This window comes from Paenibacillus sp. 203, from assembly GCF_037027525.1.
Classification (GTDB): Bacteria; Bacillota; Bacilli; order Paenibacillales; family Paenibacillaceae; genus Paenibacillus; species Paenibacillus polymyxa_B.
Genome location: NZ_JAXCHD010000003.1, coordinates 499806 through 517608, shown reverse-complemented (window position 1 = coordinate 517608; position 17803 = coordinate 499806). Strand labels below are relative to the sequence as shown.

Below are 17803 nucleotides of genomic sequence, written 5' to 3'. Positions count from 1 at the left end.
TGGTACATTCAACCGATTATTTTTAAAAATGGTTGTTTATTTTTAAACAAAATGTTTATTTCATATTATTTTTCGAACGTTTTATTCAATTGAGCCGGGGTGAACCTGTTGAAAATACTGATACAATTATCAGAAATGCAAAACTTTACACCAAACGAAAAAAGCATTGCATCCTATATTTTGCTTCATAAGGAAAGTATTCTGCACTTAAATATTCAGGAGCTTGCAAAGGCAACGTATACTTCGCATTCCGCAATTAATCGATTAACACATAAACTTGGGCTATCGGGCTTCAAGGAGTTTATAATCAAACTTGCTCGGGAGTTTCAGCAGAACACCCAGAACATTTCCAATGTAGACCCCAACTATCCCTTCGGTTATGATGAATCCCCACTTCAAGTGGCGAAAGAAATTGCAGAATTAATGAAAGAAACGATTGAAAAAAACTTTACATTCATGGATGATGATTCATTGTCGCAAACAGCCCTATTGCTGGATCAAGCGAAAAGGATCTTTATATATGCGTTGGGCGATTCACAAATCCGTGCGAAAAGTTTCCAAAATAAATTGGTAAAAATAAACAAGTATGTGGTTATAGCTACGGAGCTGTCTGAATGGGCTTACCATACGGCTAATCTTACGACACAGGACTGCGCTGTGTTTTTAACTTACCACGGAAAGTCGCCGATTTTTTTAAAAGCAGCACGGCATTTCGCACATGAAAATATCCCTTTTATCACAATTACAGCAACCAATCAAAGTGAATTGGCCAAACTCAGTAATATCTGTATCCGGGTGCCTGATGACGAAGTAAAACATGCCAAGATTGGTACATTTTCGTCGCAAATTGCTTTTGACTATGTATTAAATGTGATCTATTCCTGTATCTATAAAATCGACTACTTGAAAAACATGCAAACCCTAACACAATCGTTGGAGAATTCGCATCTCAATGACATGATGAACGACGTATAAAATGAATATGCACTAAAACAAAAAGTCGCCAATATGGCGACTTTTTCAGTATATATATTGTTCTCCTCAGTCAAGAATCAACTTTCATCTATTGCTTTTCGAATATCATAATCATTGCTATCGATATCTACATTCATTCCAAGTGCCAACTTTGCCAGCTGATTTCCAATAAAGGGGCCCATGGTCAACCCGGATGCTCCAAGCCCATTTGCCGCTATAAGACCATCCCAGCCTGGAACAGCTCCGATCACCGGTAGAAAACCGGGTGTAAAAGGACGGAAACCAACTCTTACCTCCTGAAAAGTGCTGTTTGCTAAATCAGGGGCCAATGCTAAACCTTTATCCAGAATTTCCTGCATCCCCCCTGCTGTTACTCTCGTATCGTAACCTTCGATTTCATTTTCGTGAGTCGCCCCTATTACGATCTTCTGTTTATCAAAAGCCAGCAGATATTGATCAGAAGGCGGTATGACTACAGGCCAAGTGCCTGTATCTTGCCTATTAGGAACCTGCAAATGCATAATTTGTGCTTTTTGATAACTAACCTTAAAATGAATGCCCAAAGGCAACAGTAGTTGATTGGCCCATGCACCTGCACAAACAATGACCTTGTCAGACGAGAAGCTTTGTGCACCGACCACTACTCCCGTTACATGGTCGGACTCATATTGAAGCGTAGCATTTCCTTGTATAAGGACCGCCCCGTTTTTTTGTGCTGATCGGACCAACGCATCCCGCAGCGCACGCCCATCTATTCGGGCGGCACCGCTAATATGAACAGAATGATAACCTTCTACTAACAAAGGAAACCGTTCATGGGTTTCTTTTTCATTTAGCCGGGTAATTTCACCGATTTCCGGTGCATCCAATTGTCGTAAGTGTGCCCGCTTCTCCATTTTTTTGATTTTCTCCAAATCATCATGAATACTGAGAGCCCCCACTTGAGCATAGCCAGTTTCTGTTTCTCCCTCGCTTTTGAGTTCTTCAATCAACCCAGGGTAAAAACGTGCTCCCGCTTTGGCTAGCTGGTACCAAGCCTGATTGCGTCGCTGTGATAGCCAGGGACAGATAATGCCAGCAGCGGCATCAGTAGCCTGTCCTTTATCTTTACGATCTACAATAATGACATTAGCGCCCATTTTTGCTAGATGGTATGCTGTCGATGCCCCCAGAATTCCTGATCCGATTACGATGACCTTCTTCATGATTACATCCCTTTCCTACATCACTGTATCCATTATAGCGAATAGTGCATGAATGCATAAAGTTTGAAATTAATATTTTAAATCCTTATAAAGTTCTTAGAATTGATCTTTAAAGTAGTTGTCAGAACAAATGAAAAGGATGAACTGATATGGATAACATTATTTTACAGACTAAAAATCTCTGCAAAACCTTCGGACGACAACAGGCGGTGAACAACGTCACACTGTCTATTCAGGAGAATTCCGTCTATGGACTACTTGGCCCAAATGGGGCTGGAAAATCAACCACCTTGAAAATGTTAACCGGTATGCTACGCCCGACATCCGGTGAGATTTTATTTCAAGGAAAACCCTGGTCCCGAAAAGATCTTGCTCAGATCGGCGCACTGATCGAATCCCCTCCACTCTATGAGAATTTGACAGCTAGAGAGAACCTCAAAGTTCGTACAACGTTGCTGGGATTGCCTGATTCGCAGATTGATGAAGTGCTGAACATGGTTGATTTGACCCATACCGGGAAAAAGCGCTCGGGCCAGTTCTCGATGGGTATGAAACAGCGGCTGGGCATTGCCATTGCTCTCCTCAATCATCCCAAGCTATTGATCTTAGATGAGCCAACCAACGGACTAGACCCCATTGGTATTCAGGAGCAACGCGAGTTGATTCGCTCCTTCCCGAAGCAAGGAATTACCGTAATTCTTTCCAGCCATATTTTATCCGAAGTCGAACAAATCGTTGACCATGTCGGTATCATTGCCGGCGGCGTATTAGCTTATCAAGAGGCGGTCACTCCAGGGCAAAACCTGGAATCGTTGTTCATGCAGATTGCACAGGAATACCGAAAAGGGGATGAGTAGGATGCAGCAATATATAGCCGCCGAACATCTAAAATTAAAGCGCACCTTCACAAAAAAGTTGGTCTGGCTTGCCCCCATAGCTACTCTTCTTCTGTGTACCATACTCATGGGGGGACGTATGCTCCAAAGTGCCAGCTACAATTGGTGGTATTTCATGCTGCTGCCAGGTGCCCTCACCTTAATGTGCTCAGGAGTGATCCAAAAGGATGGCAAGAAGCTGAAATACCGTGCTGTCCTCGGCATGGCTGTAGATTTGGCTCAGGTATGGTACGGTAAAATCGGGGTTTGCGTAAGACTCTTAATGGTTTCCTTTATTGTCCTATTTATAGGGATAACGCTTGGCGGATTCGTATTCTCAACTTCCGTGACACTAGCAGGAAGCGTTGCTGCAACTCTAATCCTATTCATCACCTTTTTGTGGCAAGTTCCACTTTGCCTGTTCCTAACGGACCGAATAGGCATGTTTGCCACTCTAATTATTAACATGCTGGGCAACGTATCTTGCACCATTTTGTTCGCTACGTCCTCTGTGTGGTGGGCGGTCCCTTATGCTATTCCAGCCCGATTAATGTGCGCCGTCATTAAAGTGCTACCTAATGGGCTTGCCGTTCCTTCAGGAGATCCGCTTTTGGATAAAGGCGTGATTGTGCCCGGCCTAGTGATCACAATCTGCCTGTTCATAATTCTGTCGATACTGACGGCGATGTCCTTCCGCAAGCGGGAGGCTAAATAAGATGATTTCTTTTTTCCGCTATCTGAAATCCGATGTGCTTAAACTTAGAAGGCAGCCCTTACTGCTTGTGCAGCTGTTTGTGCCGCTTTTAGGCATAGCAATCTTTCTAGCCTACTATTCCTTTACTCCGTATTCACCGATTTCAAAGGTGGACGGCTATTTGCAGGTCTTGGCCGTGGTTCTTCCTACCATGATTGGTATTGTCTGCTCCATTGCTGTTGAGCAGGAGGCAGTCGCTGGCAATTTCCAGCAGCTATTGATCTCGCCAGTGAAGCTGCTACCTTTCCTGAGCAAGCTCAGCCTGCTCCTGATCTTGGGATTTGGCAGTGTGCTGCTTGCCTCCGGAGGCTTTGGGGCTGGCTATATATATCTTATGAGAGAGTCACCGTATGGCTTGAAGTTTTATGTGTTGGCTGCCTGCATTCTGTTTATGTCCAGTGTCTTCCTCTATTTTCTGCATTTTTTCATTAGTTTGCGGTTCGGCAAGGGAGCTTCCATCGGTCTAGGCATTATGGAGAGTCTATTGTCCGCTTTGCTTCTTACAGGGCTGGGTGATCATAATTGGATATTCATCCCCTCTGCTTGGGCTGCCCGGTTCATCACGATCTGGGTGCAATACGATATAAACTCAGCAGTATCTATTCCTGAAGCTATACGGCTTGATTCGGGAGTCAGATATTGCGTAGTAGGGACCGTAGTCGTCATGGTATTATTAGGATTATGGATTTGTCGTTGGGAAGGACACAATTCGTCGGAATAAAGACTAGAGTATAGAAAGCAAGGGAAGTGAATTAAGCATGGCAAACTTGTTGGCCGTTGATGATGAACCCGCCGTTTTGGCACTCCTTCAAAATATTTTGCAGAAAGATGGCCATGTTGTCACGGTGATCTCCGACTCCCCACAGGTTCTCACCATGCAGCTTGGAGCCTTTGACCTCATCCTGCTTGACGTGATGATGCCTACCATGGACGGGTTCACACTCTGTCGGGAAATTCGCAGCAAAATAGACTGCCCGATCCTGTTCCTCACCGCAAAATCCATGGAGAACGATGTGATGTTAGGGCTTGGGGAAGGGGCCGACGATTATATTGTCAAGCCGTTTGGTGCTGGAGAATTGCGCGCAAGAATCAACGCCCATCTCAGACGGGAGAATCGTAAACGGCGTAATGTATTCTGCATCGGGGAAGTTCATTTCAATCTGTCCGGCAAGGAAATCACCGTTCAGAATGTTGTAGTCCCGTTTACCAAAAGCGAATATGAGATATGTAAGTTTCTAGCCCTGAACTGGGGACAGGTGTTCCCTAAAGAGCAGATTTACGAAGCTGTCTTCGGCTTGGATGGGGACAGCGATTCCGCCACCATCGTGGAGCATATAAAAAATATCCGAGCCAAGCTTGGCAAAGTAGAGGTTTCGCCAGTGGAGACGGTTTGGGGGATCGGGTACCGATGGAAGTAACCAAAGTACAGCAGGCACGCAAGACAACCAAACTACGAACCATTTTTCTGGGTTATTTAGTTATGTTCTGTATCGGGACGATTGCGCTCGCTCTGTTCCTGGTTCTCATCTTCTATGTCCTGATGTCTTGTGGGACCATTCTCCCCGCGAACTATGCTGAGAATCAGGTGCGGGAGGACAAGACAATCATTGAAGCTGGCAAGACCCTACAGCCGGATTCTCGGCAGAAACTGTATAAATACGCATCATTCACTTCGAAAGGCCGCCTCATTGAGGGAAACCTTTCTGAAAAGCAGGCTCTAGCTGCTTGGAGTGTTACCCAGCAGAACGATACTGCTTATCAATTTCCCTATAACTATGTAAAAGTCTCACATAATGATAAAGTTACTGTGATGCGCTATTCTGTCTCGGCTCAGTTTGAACTTCCTATCCTGCGTCAATACCTGCCGAACGCGGAATTGTCCTTTTTTGCCGTGTTCTGTATCGCCTTTCTGGGGGGAGGTGCCTTGCTGGCTTCCTCCTTCGGACGAAAGCTGGCACGTAAGATGAGTGGGTTGCAGCAGGCCACCAAACAAATTCAAGCACAGGATCTGGACTTCTCAATCGAATTCAGTGGCGTGATGGAAATCGATCAGGTGCTGCATTCCATGGATAAAATGAAAGAAACTTTAAAGACTTCGCTTCAGAAACAATGGAATCTCGAAAGATCCCGCCGCGAGCAAATATCCGCCCTAGCACACGATGTCAAAACACCACTCACTATCGTTCGTGGAAACGTAGAGCTGCTGTCCGAGACCGATCAGTCCGAAGAGCAAAAGAACTATACGGATTATATATCGGAAAGCACCAGGCAGATGGAGCAGTATATTAAGACTCTTATTGAAATTTCAAAAGCGGAAACGCTTGTCACCCTGCGGGCGGAAACGATGGATGCTGACTTCTATTTAACGAAAGTGAAAGATCAGATAATGGCCTTGGCTGCTGTCAAAAAAATATCTGTAGCATTCGCTGCATATAACCTCCCTAAGACGCTGTATGCAGACCCAGTTCTACTTGAGCGAGCCATTATGAATGTTGCTTCTAATGCGGTAGATCAGGCGCCTGAATATAGCGAGATCCAGATGACCGTAGAGTCTGGGGAAGACTGCATTCGATTCAGCATCTTAGATGAAGGCCCAGGGTTCTCTCCGGAAGGCCTCAAACAGGCCGCCGAGCAGTTCTATATGGGTGACTCGTCCAGAAGAATAAATGGACATTACGGTATGGGTCTGTATATAACAAAATCCATTGTCAATCTACATGGCGGAAAGCTGATCATCACCAACTCCACCCAGACAGGCGGCGGACAGGTAAGCATTGAGATTCCGTCAGTTCATTAGCGACATAATGAGTAAATTACCGAAATAAATAATTTGCTCTTAAGCTTGGTTCGATTCATAAGGCACACACTTCTTCCTCGTTTGTTATTGAAACAATTTAAAACGCTACTGACATATGAAGGTCAGTAGCGTTTTATCATTTTGCCATCGGAATGAAAACACTCCTGGCACAGCCTCGCGATTATTATAAGGAACATTGGTTATTGGATTACTATATGTGCTGCTGAACGGATGATGCTATAATTTTGCTTTGTGCTCCTTGATCAAATACGGAACCAAGAATAGACGTTCCGATAGCCCCGCCATAAAGCTTCCCATCATATAGATACCCATACCAACTCCGGTTTTGTTGCCACTTAATGTTAATTAATGCATTCATTAAGCGTTAAAGATTCCCTTACGAAGGTGACGAGAGATGACAACAAATTTTAAAATGAAAGAACTTATGGATCAATTCCAAATCAGTGAGGATACCTTACGGTATTATGAGAAAATGGGTCTTCTTCCTCCCGTGGCCCGCAAAAATAATGGGCACAGGATATATAACAATTCACACAAAGAGGCACTTCTAATGATCAAGTGTTTAAAAAAAGCCGGAATGTCGCTGAAGGAGTTAAAACCTATTATCCAGCTTCAATTAGATGAGAGCAACATATCAAATAATGAATGGTATGATAGGCTTTACAATTACCAAAAAAAGATAGATCAGCAGCTGCAAGAACTTCAGGAAATTAAGGATATGATTGAATTGAAATTGCAAACCGGGCAAAAATTTGGCCATAACTTTTTGCCGCTTGAGACCCAAACTTAATCTTTTTTTAAAACTGAATTGCTCTGCTTGACCTAGTGTTTACACCAGGTTGTAAGATGTGCATTAGATTCCCTCCAAGGATTCCACATCATACAAAAGGGAGCTTATAAACATGAACAATACAATAGCAATAGGAAAAACCGGATTAAAAGCATTTAAACTTGGTTTTGGAGCAGGTGTGGTAGGTAATTCAATGATGTATCCAAAAGTCGATGATACTCTAAGCCGACAATTAATTAGAACTGCCCTTGCAAAAGGAATCAATTTCATTGATACCGCATTTCTGTATGGAATGGGCCACTCTGAGGAGTTAATCGGTGAGGCCATCCGGGAACATGGTGGCCGGGAACATCTTGTAATCTCTACTAAAGCTTCTTCTAACCCGCAATTTAATCAAAGCCATCTGGAAGTCGACAACAGTCCAGCTGCATTACGTAAGGCTGTGGATGACAGCCTGATGAGATTACAGACAGACTATGTTGACATTTTCTTTCTTCACTTTCCCGACAGCCGTACCCCGCTGGCTGAAGCTGCTGACACACTTGCAGAGCTGAAGAAGTCAGGGAAAATCAAAGCCATTGGCGCTTCAAATTTAAGCTTTGAGCAGCTTAAGGCTTTTAATGCTGATAAGCACTTGGATGTTCTTCAAGCTGAGTACTCACTACTGGTCCGTCATGCAGAAGCCGACGTTATTCCTTATTGTCTAGAGCACGAAATTTCACTGATTCCTTTTTTCCCGCTCGCATCAGGTCTATTGGCCGGTAAATATAAGAAGGATGATGTATTTAATGATACTTCACGAATGAATAATCCTTTGTTTCAAAAAGAAGCATTTCTCGCGAATTTGGAACGCGTGGATCGATTCAAAGCATTCGCGAAAGACAAGGGTGCAGATCCTGCACAGATTGCGCTAGCTTGGCTATTAACGCGTCCAGCCGTTGATCTAATTATTCCAGGTGCAACCAAGCCTGATCAAATCGAATCCAATTTTCAAACTTTGGGTGTTCGACTAACAAGTGACGAGCTTAAGCAACTCGATATTCTTTTCAATCAAAATAACTTGTTTACAGAGTAACAGATTGTTATTGTTCTACCTACACTTCCTAATACACAGAAAGGGTTCTAAAGTGAAAACTTTAGAACCCTTTTTTGCAGAAGTATTTATTTTGTAATCGTAATTTGTTTGGATGCAGTATTATAGTTCACCTGATACCCCGAAAGCTCGCTAATCACTCGTAATGGAACCAGCGTGTAGCCGTTAACAATAACCGGAGCTGTGATGTTCGTCGAATAACTCCGGGAGTTGTTCAACTCATACACGGCAAGGGTAGAATTCTTGACCTGAAGCACTACTTGTTTGCCGTCTGTAGGTCGAGTCAGAATGATCTTTTTAGTCGCTTTTTCATAATTTACCTCGTAACCTATCCGTTCACTGATAAAGCGCAGCGGGACCATCGTCGCCCCATTTATGATTCGCGGAGCCTGAGCCATCGTCGTAGCACGACCATCGACATAAGCTGATTTAGCTCCTGGTGTCAGGGTGAACGAAGTTGAATATGAGGAAACCGCATTGTTAGGGTAGGAGGACGTTGTACCAGAAGTTGTTGTAGTAGAACTCGTCCCAGATGATGAACTACTGGTCCCAATTGCTCTATTGCGAATAGCTTCTAACCGATCCAGCAAATCGCTTTTACGGGTTCCGCTCGGCAGATCACTGATTGCATCTCTGGCAGAACGCCAGTCGGAGGCATTCAGACTGTTTTCTGCAATTCGCATCAAATCTCTCGCTTTCTCATAGTTCGATGAACTAGATGACGAAGAAGAGTAGTAACCATCCGAATCCGTGCGTTCTGATATCTTAACACCACTAGATTCTCTTCCATTACTATTGACAGTCACGACCTTAATCTCATACCAGCGTCCTTCTCGCAAATCCGTTATTTTATAGGACTCAGAGCTTGTAGTTCCCTCATAATCACCATCAACATATATCTTTACCTTGTCGGCTTTACTCGGCATATCGTAGGTGATTTTGATCCAGGTGTCGCTCTTACTATCTACTTCAAGATTGGACACTTCTGACGAATTGGAGGACGTACTGTCCGTTGTAGCAGTCAGTTTCACACCAGAGGACAACGTACCTGTACTTCGCTTGGATTTTATCGTGAACGTGTAGGTCTGGCTTGCCGAAAGATTGTTGAATGTATAGGATGATCCTGTTGAATCAGTTACCAGTTGCCCATCCTTATACAGACTGACCGTATTAATTCCGCTAGGTCTTGTCCAGGAAACAGTAACGCTATAGTTATTAACTGATGTCACTGAAGCACCTGTCACTTCGGGTACAATATCGGTAGAGACCGTAGAAGTTGTAACTGGAATACTAACTCCTTGAGATATATTTCCGGATTTGTCTATCGTTTTGACCGTTACAGTGTAGGCTGTAGCAGCATTTAAGACATTAAACGTGTAAGACGTGCCTGAGGTTCGCTGCACTTCCTTACCATTTAAATAGATGATCGCTTGGCTCAGGTCAGCATCCTTAGGCAATATGTAATTTACGGTAAAAGCGTTATATCCAACATTCGTAGCTGTCAGCCCGCTTACCTCTCCTGGGGGTGTCTTATCCACAGGACCATCAACGGAAGCCGTTTTAGCCTGTATTGTCGTACCTAGAGATTCATCTCCACTCTTATTCACCGTTTTCACGCGAAAGATATATGTCGTGTTCGGTTGTAAACCGCTCATCATATAAGAGTTACTTCGAATGTTATCTACATATACATCGTTAGTGACATTTACCACTTTTATGTGGTCAAAATTAATGTCCGACGGATTGTTCCAGGACAAATTTACTTTTGTTGTTTCTGTAGGAACCGCTGTCAGATTGCTTACCTCTGCCGGCGCGATATTCGCAGTAACCATTTGGCTCGACATTACTTTTAGCATTTGGTTAAGATAGGTGTTCTGACCATAGCCTTTGGTTAACGTAGTCACTTTCGTGCCTGAAGTAACAGGCACATGACGGCCTTGAGCGATTGTTAATTTGGTATGTAACTGTTCTGTATTCAGGCCTGTCAGATTTGAGTTATGCCTTTCAGTCGACAACGCGCTAGCCACTGCATCGGGTGCCAAAATGCCATATCCCGTATTCAAAATCAGTGTAGCCGTTGCGAACGGAGCCATCCATTGACGCAAACGTTTTTTATTCATAATCTATGCTCTCCTTGATACCAGTATGGAAATTTTATTTGTCAAAACTAATAAGTCAAGCTTACAAACCCTTCTGCTGCAATCCAGCTTTTAAAATTCACACTAAAATGTACAGACATTCATTTAACTGTTATCGGAATTTCCATACAAAATGTTTAGGCTTCACACTAGCATTTTTACAGATAGGGGTCGCGCAAACAATATATGCTAAGCCTTCGAACTACACCAGCTTAGTGTTTTCTCATACTCCAAGCCATCTTTATAAGCCCCATTGTTTGTTTCAACAATTTAAACGAAATTACGATTATCGTTTCCGGGGACGCTAAGCTGTGGGACGTTGGATACTTCAATCATGTGAAAGCTCTGACATAACCTTGGATTCAGCTATAAATATTCGATATATCGTAACTTTCTACCGTTTAATAACATTGCATTATAGGATATATTAAATTTTAAGTAATAAGAGAAAGAGGTGTATTATGTTCAAAAATGCCTTTAAGATGTTTGGTGTCATTGGTAATATTGAAGCAATTTCATATCTACTGCTTGTGTGTATCGCTATGCCACTTAAATACGCAGCTGGAATACCGCAAATGGTAAGCTGGGTGGGTATGATCCATGGGGTACTGTTCGTGGCTTATGTTGTAGCGACTGTGGTCATGCTGATTATGCGGAAAATAACGCTACTGCAAAGTCTTGCTGCCTTGATTGCCTCACTGTTGCCGTTTGGCCCCTTCATTTTTGATCGTAAGGTGCTTAAAAAGCCGAAGCACGTGCGAGTCATACCAGCCCGATAAAAGCTACATAAGCATGTACAAGGGCAAGTGCCAACACAATAACGTTGCTTTCTCTTCCCACTCATGCAGCAGTATACAAAAACAACCGATGGCTCTAAACCACTCGGTTGTTTTTGTATACGCGAATTGTAAATTGTTACTTTCCCACGCAGTAAGGGAGACTCTAACTTTGTCATTCTTTTCTTCCCTATCTGCTATATTTATGTAATCACAACAACTAATCTCTCGGGTAATTTACACTCATAATATCCATAAAAGAAACTTTATCCGTTTCTCCATTACTCTCTACATGAACCTTTCCTGTTCTCGGGTCCATTTTAACAATTTGTCCACGGGTTGTTTCTTCGCGTCCCCATACGGTCAATACAACTTCGGATTGCTCTCGTTGTGCTTCTACAAGCTGATTCCCGATTTCCTCCAGTACAAATTCATCCCGAGTAGGCCGTTTGGGTACCTTCGCTTTTGCCACTTGCTATCACCCTTCCTTCGTGCAAAATCAAAATCAAATTCATTCTATTTTACCATACTTTTCATCATTTGGTGCTGGTAATGTGAGTAAAATTACGTCTCAGAGCCACAAAAAAGCCGAGTTCTCAAAACCGAAAATATCGGCTTTTTAAAGTTGCTTGTTGGAGCCCATTAGGAGCGATTAAAAGTCGAAGAGACAGGATTATTTGACCAACTGCGGAATGTAATCCACGATATTATATATAGGAGCACTGCTCTGTTGCGTAACGGCCAAAATCAATGCACCTTCGAGCATCGAAATAATAAGTACCGCCAGACTATGTGCCTTTTCCTCTTCCCAGCCCGAATCCTGAAGGCGCTCCATATAGATGTGCTGCCAATCTGTAAACGTATTCACACAGGCATGACGTAGCGATTCACTAATACAGGAAGTTTCCGCAGCAGCCCAGAAGCCAATCGGCATGAAGTCGTTAAAGCCGGTACGGTCTGCCTCCTCAGCTGTATTACGAATAAAATCCTGAATGGCTAGTACTGGATTATCATTCCCGTTCAGTGTCTGTTTTAATTTTTGCTTTATAAACTCATTCCCTCTTCTTATGCACTCCAAAGCCAATTCTTCTTTACCACGCGGAAAATAATAATAAAGTGACCCTTTCGGTGATCCACTCTCCGCAAGAATCTGATTCAGTCCGGTCGCGTGATACCCCTGATGAAAAAAGAGCTTCGATGCGGTTTGTACGATATTCTCGTATGATTCGGGTTTAGCAGCCATATACAGCATCCTTCATTATATAGTAGTTATAACTTATACTTTGACAAAAAAATAACAACATGTTTATTATATATAGACCGATCGTTATAATTCAACACCATTAATTTATTGGAGGAACAAAAACAACATGAATACAATGAGTCAATCGAGTTCACCCTCTGAACCCAAAACGTTCAAGGTGCTACCTATTATGATTGCCCTGCTCCTTAGCGGCTTTATTGGGATGTTCAGTGAAACGGCACTTAACATTGCACTGAATGATTTGATGCAGATTTTGCATATTACAACTGCAACAGCCCAATGGTTGACTACCGCTTATCTGCTCACACTCGGTATTTTAGTACCTGTATCGGGATTGCTGATTCAAACCTTTACAACAAGACAGTTGTTTGTGACATCGTTGCTGTTTTCAATAGCTGGTTGTCTCGTTGCTGCACTTGCACCTACTTTTTCAGTGCTATTGATCGCACGTATTCTTCAGGCCATTGGTACAGCGTTGTTATTGCCGTTGATGTTTAACACCATCTTGATCATTTTCCCGGCTGAAAAGAGAGGCGCGGCTATGGGGATCATCGGATTGGTAATTATGTTTGCACCTGCCGTGGGACCTACCATTGCAGGACTGGTACTGCAAAATCTGTCTTGGCACTGGATCTTCTGGATTTCTCTTCCGTTCTTGGTTCTCTCGCTGATTTGCGGTATTTTATTTATGCAAAACGTTTCAGAAACGACCAAGCCTAAAATAGATTTTTTATCTATCCTCCTGTCTTCCATAGGCTTCGGCGGTGTTGTGTTTGGTTTCAGTAAATCCGGAGAAGGTGGCGAAGGTTGGGCTAGCCTGATGGTTCTGCTTCCTGTGATTGTCGGTCTGGTATCGTTGATACTGTTCTCTGTACGTCAGTTGAAGATGAAGCAGCCTATGTTGAACTTGCGTGTGTTTAAATATCCTATGTTCGTGATCGGCGTTATTATGGTGTTCTTATGTATGATGACGATCCTTTCTACGATGCTGATTCTTCCACTCTTTTTGCAAAAAGGGCTGGCTTTGTCTGCTCTAACAGCAGGTTTGGTACTTCTGCCTGGTGGGATTATCAACGGTCTCTTGTCTCCCATTATGGGCTCCCTATTCGATAAATTCGGTCCCAAATGGCTTGTCATTCCAGGGCTTGTGATCGTGGCCGCTGTTTTATTTTTCCTGTCTGGCATTACCACAACTTCAACTCTCGTACTCATTATTGTGCTTCATAGTTGCTTGATGATCGGCATTTCCATGATTATGATGCCAGCTCAGACAAACGGACTTAACCAGCTCCCTATGGATCTATACCCAGACGGAACGGCCATTATGAGCACGCTCCAACAAGTTGCTGGTGCTATTGGTACAGCCGTAGCGGTAAGCATTCTCTCGAAGGGCATGGACAGCTATTTGAGCCAATCCAGTATGCCTGAATCCGTAAATGAAATGGCCAATGCCATGGCAATCGGATCACAAAATTCATTTTTCTTTGCGATGATCATCAGTGTGATCGGGTTGATCCTTGCGTTTTTCATCCGCAGAGTTCATGTTGAACATGGCACTGCCAAAGCACCCATGCATTAATTCATAAATTTTTTGTAAACATATCTAAATATACTTAAAGGCTGCTAACCATCTCACTATTGGTTATGCAGCCTTTTTTAATATGAATTTACATACACATTCATCAATTACATATTTACAAAGCTCCTTCATTTGGTTACGATATGGTTTATGAATTAAAGCGTAAAAATTACGATTACTATTAAGGAGGACTCCCTGTGTTTAAGCGTTCGTATTTTAAACTATTTATACCTGCGGTAATGGCGGTGATGATGGCAGCCTGCGCTTCATCTCCGTCAGCTTCACCCTCTCCATCTGCTGCACCACAAGATAAAAGTGTCACCTTATTGTTTAACGTGCAAAGCCCTTCTATAGATCCTCATTCAGATGTAAATTACACAGCTGTTCGTGCTGGAGTAAGTGAAACACTGATCAAAGTGAACAAGGATCTCAAGCTGGAAGCTTGGCTTGCAGAAAAATGGGATAGCAAGGACGGACAGCACTGGACCTTCAACATCCGACCAGGTGTAAACTTCCACAGCGGTAAAGCCGTCAATGCTGCTGCTGTCAAAGCCTCTTTGGAAAGAGCGTTAAAGCTCAATCCATCGGTCAAAAATGCGCTACATATCCGTGATATTCATGCGGATGGACAGATTTTGACCATTACGACAGACAAGCCTTTCCCGGAATTTGTGTCTGAGCTGGTTCATCCGAATACGGCTATTATAGACACCACAGCTACAGGTGACCTCCCATCAGGGACGGGACCGTTCAAGGTTGCCAGCTTCCGTGCTGGAAGTGAACTGAATTTAGATCGCAATGAACAATATTGGAACGGTGAAGTAAAGTTGAAACATGCCAAATTCATGTTTAACGAAGACGCCAATGCGCGTCAGCTTGCTTTTCAAGCCAAAACAGCTGATATTGTGTATCGCCCGCCAATTGAAAGCTTGGAGCTATTGAAAGCTGATTCTACTGTTAAGGTAGACTCGCTTCCTAGTTTGCGAACGCATCAACTGATTTACAATATGAACAATAAAGATCTGAAAAAGACGGCTGTGCGTAAAGCATTCGATAACCTGATCAACCGGGATGAGATTGCCAGTGGTATCATGTCTGGTCAGGGAACCCCTGCTCAAGGCCCGTTCTTGTCCGACTTTCCTTTTTCACCGAAATATATTACGAAACAGTTTGATTTGAATGCTGCACGAGAAGGCTTCAAGCAAGCTGGATATACAGTGCAGAACGGAAAAGTTGCGAATCCCGACGGCAAGCCGCTTCATCTTACATTGCTAACTTACCAGTCGAGAGCGGAGCTTCCACTCATTTCCCAGCTGATTCAGGCTAACGCTAAAGAACTTGGCATTACGATTGATATCCGTCAGGTTGATAATATTGACGAATATCTCGCCGCACATCAGGATTGGGATTTAGCGACTTATAGTAGCATTACAGCCCCGCGCGGCGATGCAAGCTATTTTCTGAATGCGGCTTACATGCCTGAAGGAGCACTGAATTATGGGCGTGTAAATGTACCAGAACTCACGGGTATGATCTCACAGCTGAACACAACCGTGAATGAGGAACAACGCAACAAGCTGGCGCTGAAGGCTGTCACGCTGATTGACCAACAAAATCTGCAATCCTTTCTGGTCCATCCTAACAACGTAGTGGCATATCGCGATTACGTACATAACTGGGTAACTAGCCAAAGTGAATACTACTTGCTGACCCAGGACCTGGATGTGAACTAGCATGTTTAAATCCATCGCCAAAAAGTTTCTTGAACTGGTTTTGTTCTTTCTTATTCTTTCCTTTGTGAGCTTTTTTCTGCTTAAGCTTGTTCCGGGCGATCCCGTCCGGAGCATTCTCCGAGTCGACGATGTAGCTGTGTCCAATCAGCAAATTGCAGATATGCGCAGCCAACTGGGGCTGGATCAGCCATTACCTGTACAATATGGGAAGTGGCTGATCCAGTTGCTTCAGTTTGATTTTGGACAATCTTATTTAACCCATCGTCCGGTATTCACAGAGTTTATGGAAAAACTGCCTTATACACTTCTGCTGACCGGAGGCTCCCTGTTCATTATGCTGCTGATAGCTCTCCCGCTCGGAACGATGGCAGCGCTCTACCGTAACCGTTGGATTGACAGAGCCAGTCGTGTGTTTGCCTTAATCGGCTCCTCGATTCCCAGCTTTTGGCTGGGGCTTTTGTTTATCGAATGGTTTGCAGTTAAATTGCGCATTTTGCCGTCTATGGGTGAAGGAACCGCTTTTCATTTGGTACTCCCTTCTCTTACCTTGGGATTGGCAATGGCAGCCGTTTATGTACGAATGATCCGCGCAAGTCTGATTGAAAGCTCGGGGCAAGACTTTATCAAAGCGGCGCAAGCGCGTGGAATCAGCCCCATCCGCATTTTTTTCAGACACATGCTTCGTCACAGTCTAGTTCCGCTTATTACGGTATTCAGTGAGAGTATAGGCAGCCTACTGGGAGGTACAGTCGTAATTGAAGTGCTATTCGCCTATCCGGGGCTGGGCAAATGGATTGTGGATGCCATCGCTGCAAGGGATTACCCCATAATTCAGGGCTATACCGTATTTATGGCTGCATTCATTGTATGTATCAATATTTTGGTAGAGCTGTCCTACCGTTGGGTCAATCCTGAAATCGCTTTGAAGGAGAAACGTTTATCATGATAAAATCCGTACATGCGGAAAACGGGCAGCTCACTAGAACACGATTGTCCAAAACATGGATCGTGTCGCTCTCCATCCTGCTCATTCTTGCAGCAATTACAGTCGTTCCGTTTCTTGCACCGCAAGATCCGTATCGCATCCAGATGGGGAATCGACTACAATCGATCAGCGCTACACACTGGCTGGGAACGGATCATTTGGGCAGAGATGTACTATCGAGAGTGATAGCTGGACTTCGGACGACTGTCGGAACCAGTTTATTGATTTTGGCCGTTTCGCTGGTTGTCGGGGTCCCTCTTGGTCTGCTTTCAGGATTTATTGGAGGCTGGATGGATCGTGTATTCAAGCGGGTGGTCGATGCCTTCATGACATTGCCTGATTACATTTTTGCCATTGTACTGAGCGGTTTGCTCGGACCAGGCTTAGTAAATCTTATTTTCGCGGTGACGGCGGTAAAATGGGTTGGTTATGCACGTCTGGTGCGTAGTACCGTTCTGGCTGAAAAGCAAAAGGATTACATTTCGTTATCCATACTGGCGGGTACCTCCTCCCTGCGGATTGTCATGCGGCATATTCTCCCCCATGCAATTGGGAATGTTCTTGTGCTGGCTACGCTGGATATCGGCAAAATCATTCTAATGATTGCCTCCCTATCTTTTTTGGGCTTAGGTCCACAGCCGCCAATTCCCGAATGGGGTACTATGTTGAATGAAGGACGAGCGTATTTTCAAATGGCTCCCCACCTGATGCTGGTTCCAGGGATAGCTGTCGTGCTAACAGTGCTACTAGCGAACGTATTTGGAGACAAACTCCGCGACCGTTATGATGTTAAAACCCGGACAGAGGAGTGAGCTGTA

The 17803-nt window shown here is 43.9% G+C and carries 16 protein-coding genes and 1 pseudogene; 13 read left to right on the top strand and 4 right to left on the bottom strand.

Annotated features, from left to right (window positions below; genetic code table 11):
* Nucleotides 1-108 precede the first annotated feature (108 nt).
* Complete coding sequence (locus WA407_RS08765; RefSeq protein WP_336077148.1) at nt 109-975, top strand: MurR/RpiR family transcriptional regulator; 867 nt, start codon at nt 109-111, stop codon at nt 973-975.
* Between the two features lie 77 nt (nt 976-1052).
* On the opposite strand, the gene WA407_RS08760 is transcribed toward WA407_RS08765, so the two are convergent.
* The gene (locus WA407_RS08760) at nt 1053-2180 is read right to left on the bottom strand and encodes an NAD(P)/FAD-dependent oxidoreductase (protein WP_336077147.1); all 1128 of its coding nucleotides are present in this window, start codon (nt 2178-2180) and stop codon (nt 1053-1055) included.
* Between the two features lie 149 nt (nt 2181-2329).
* Here WA407_RS08760 and WA407_RS08755 point away from each other — a divergent pair, with 149 nt between their 5' ends.
* The 7 genes from WA407_RS08755 to WA407_RS08725 all read left to right on the top strand — a co-directional run bounded on the left by WA407_RS08755 (nt 2330) and on the right by WA407_RS08725 (nt 8492).
* Nucleotides 2330-3037, top strand: a complete 708-nt coding sequence (locus WA407_RS08755; RefSeq protein ID WP_069289620.1) for a lantibiotic protection ABC transporter ATP-binding protein — start codon at nt 2330-2332, stop codon at nt 3035-3037.
* Nucleotide 3038: 1 nt separating this feature from the next.
* A complete protein-coding gene (locus WA407_RS08750) occupies nt 3039-3770 on the top strand; it encodes a lantibiotic immunity ABC transporter MutE/EpiE family permease subunit (protein WP_235309754.1) in 732 nt (243 codons plus the stop codon).
* Nucleotide 3771: 1 nt separating this feature from the next.
* Nucleotides 3772-4530 (top strand): lantibiotic immunity ABC transporter MutG family permease subunit, encoded by a 759-nt coding sequence (locus tag WA407_RS08745; RefSeq protein ID WP_336077146.1) that lies wholly within the window; start codon nt 3772-3774, stop codon nt 4528-4530.
* A 37-nt stretch (nt 4531-4567) separates the two neighbouring features.
* Nucleotides 4568-5227, top strand: coding sequence for a response regulator transcription factor (locus WA407_RS08740; protein WP_336077145.1), 660 nt, complete (start codon nt 4568-4570; stop codon nt 5225-5227).
* The gene (locus WA407_RS08735) at nt 5218-6606 is read left to right on the top strand and encodes a HAMP domain-containing sensor histidine kinase (RefSeq protein WP_254328551.1); all 1389 of its coding nucleotides are present in this window, start codon (nt 5218-5220) and stop codon (nt 6604-6606) included. The genes WA407_RS08740 and WA407_RS08735 overlap by 10 nt, the downstream gene beginning before the upstream one ends.
* Nucleotides 6607-7021: 415 nt before the next feature.
* Nucleotides 7022-7417: a MerR family transcriptional regulator gene (locus WA407_RS08730; RefSeq protein WP_061828317.1), complete on the top strand. Its 396-nt coding sequence runs from the start codon at nt 7022-7024 to the stop codon at nt 7415-7417.
* A 112-nt stretch (nt 7418-7529) separates the two neighbouring features.
* Nucleotides 7530-8492 carry an aldo/keto reductase gene (locus WA407_RS08725; RefSeq protein WP_336077144.1) on the top strand — a complete coding sequence of 321 codons (963 nt, stop codon included), beginning with the start codon at nt 7530-7532 and terminating at the stop codon, nt 8490-8492.
* Between the two features lie 86 nt (nt 8493-8578).
* On the opposite strand, the gene WA407_RS08720 is transcribed toward WA407_RS08725, so the two are convergent.
* On the bottom strand, nt 8579-10630 hold the full coding sequence (locus tag WA407_RS08720) for a stalk domain-containing protein (RefSeq protein WP_336077143.1): 2052 nt from the start codon (nt 10628-10630) through the stop codon (nt 8579-8581).
* A gap of 479 nt (nt 10631-11109) precedes the next feature.
* Here WA407_RS08720 and WA407_RS08715 point away from each other — a divergent pair.
* A pseudogene (locus WA407_RS08715) lies at nt 11110-11438 on the top strand (DUF3817 domain-containing protein).
* Between the two features lie 206 nt (nt 11439-11644).
* On the opposite strand, the gene WA407_RS08710 reads toward WA407_RS08715, so the two are convergent.
* Together WA407_RS08710 and WA407_RS08705 are read right to left on the bottom strand one after the other, a co-directional pair.
* Complete coding sequence (locus WA407_RS08710) at nt 11645-11896, bottom strand: YolD-like family protein (protein ID WP_336077142.1); 252 nt, start codon at nt 11894-11896, stop codon at nt 11645-11647.
* A 201-nt stretch (nt 11897-12097) separates the two neighbouring features.
* The gene (locus WA407_RS08705; protein WP_061828312.1) at nt 12098-12667 is read right to left on the bottom strand and encodes a TetR/AcrR family transcriptional regulator; all 570 of its coding nucleotides are present in this window, start codon (nt 12665-12667) and stop codon (nt 12098-12100) included.
* A 136-nt stretch (nt 12668-12803) separates the two neighbouring features.
* On the opposite strand from WA407_RS08705, the gene WA407_RS08700 reads away from it, so the two are divergent.
* The 4 genes from WA407_RS08700 to nikC all read left to right on the top strand — a co-directional run bounded on the left by WA407_RS08700 (nt 12804) and on the right by nikC (nt 17797).
* Nucleotides 12804-14267, top strand: a complete 1464-nt coding sequence (locus WA407_RS08700; RefSeq protein WP_336077215.1) for a DHA2 family efflux MFS transporter permease subunit — start codon at nt 12804-12806, stop codon at nt 14265-14267.
* A gap of 197 nt (nt 14268-14464) precedes the next feature.
* Nucleotides 14465-16000 (top strand): nickel ABC transporter substrate-binding protein, encoded by a 1536-nt coding sequence (nikA, locus tag WA407_RS08695; RefSeq protein ID WP_336077141.1) that lies wholly within the window; start codon nt 14465-14467, stop codon nt 15998-16000.
* 1 nt (nt 16001) lies between these two features.
* Nucleotides 16002-16946: a nickel ABC transporter permease gene (gene nikB / locus WA407_RS08690; protein WP_336077140.1), complete on the top strand. Its 945-nt coding sequence runs from the start codon at nt 16002-16004 to the stop codon at nt 16944-16946.
* Nucleotides 16943-17797, top strand: a complete 855-nt coding sequence (nikC, locus tag WA407_RS08685; protein ID WP_235309746.1) for a nickel transporter permease — start codon at nt 16943-16945, stop codon at nt 17795-17797. The genes nikB and nikC overlap by 4 nt, the downstream gene beginning before the upstream one ends.
* The last annotated feature ends 6 nt before the right edge of the window (nt 17798-17803 follow it).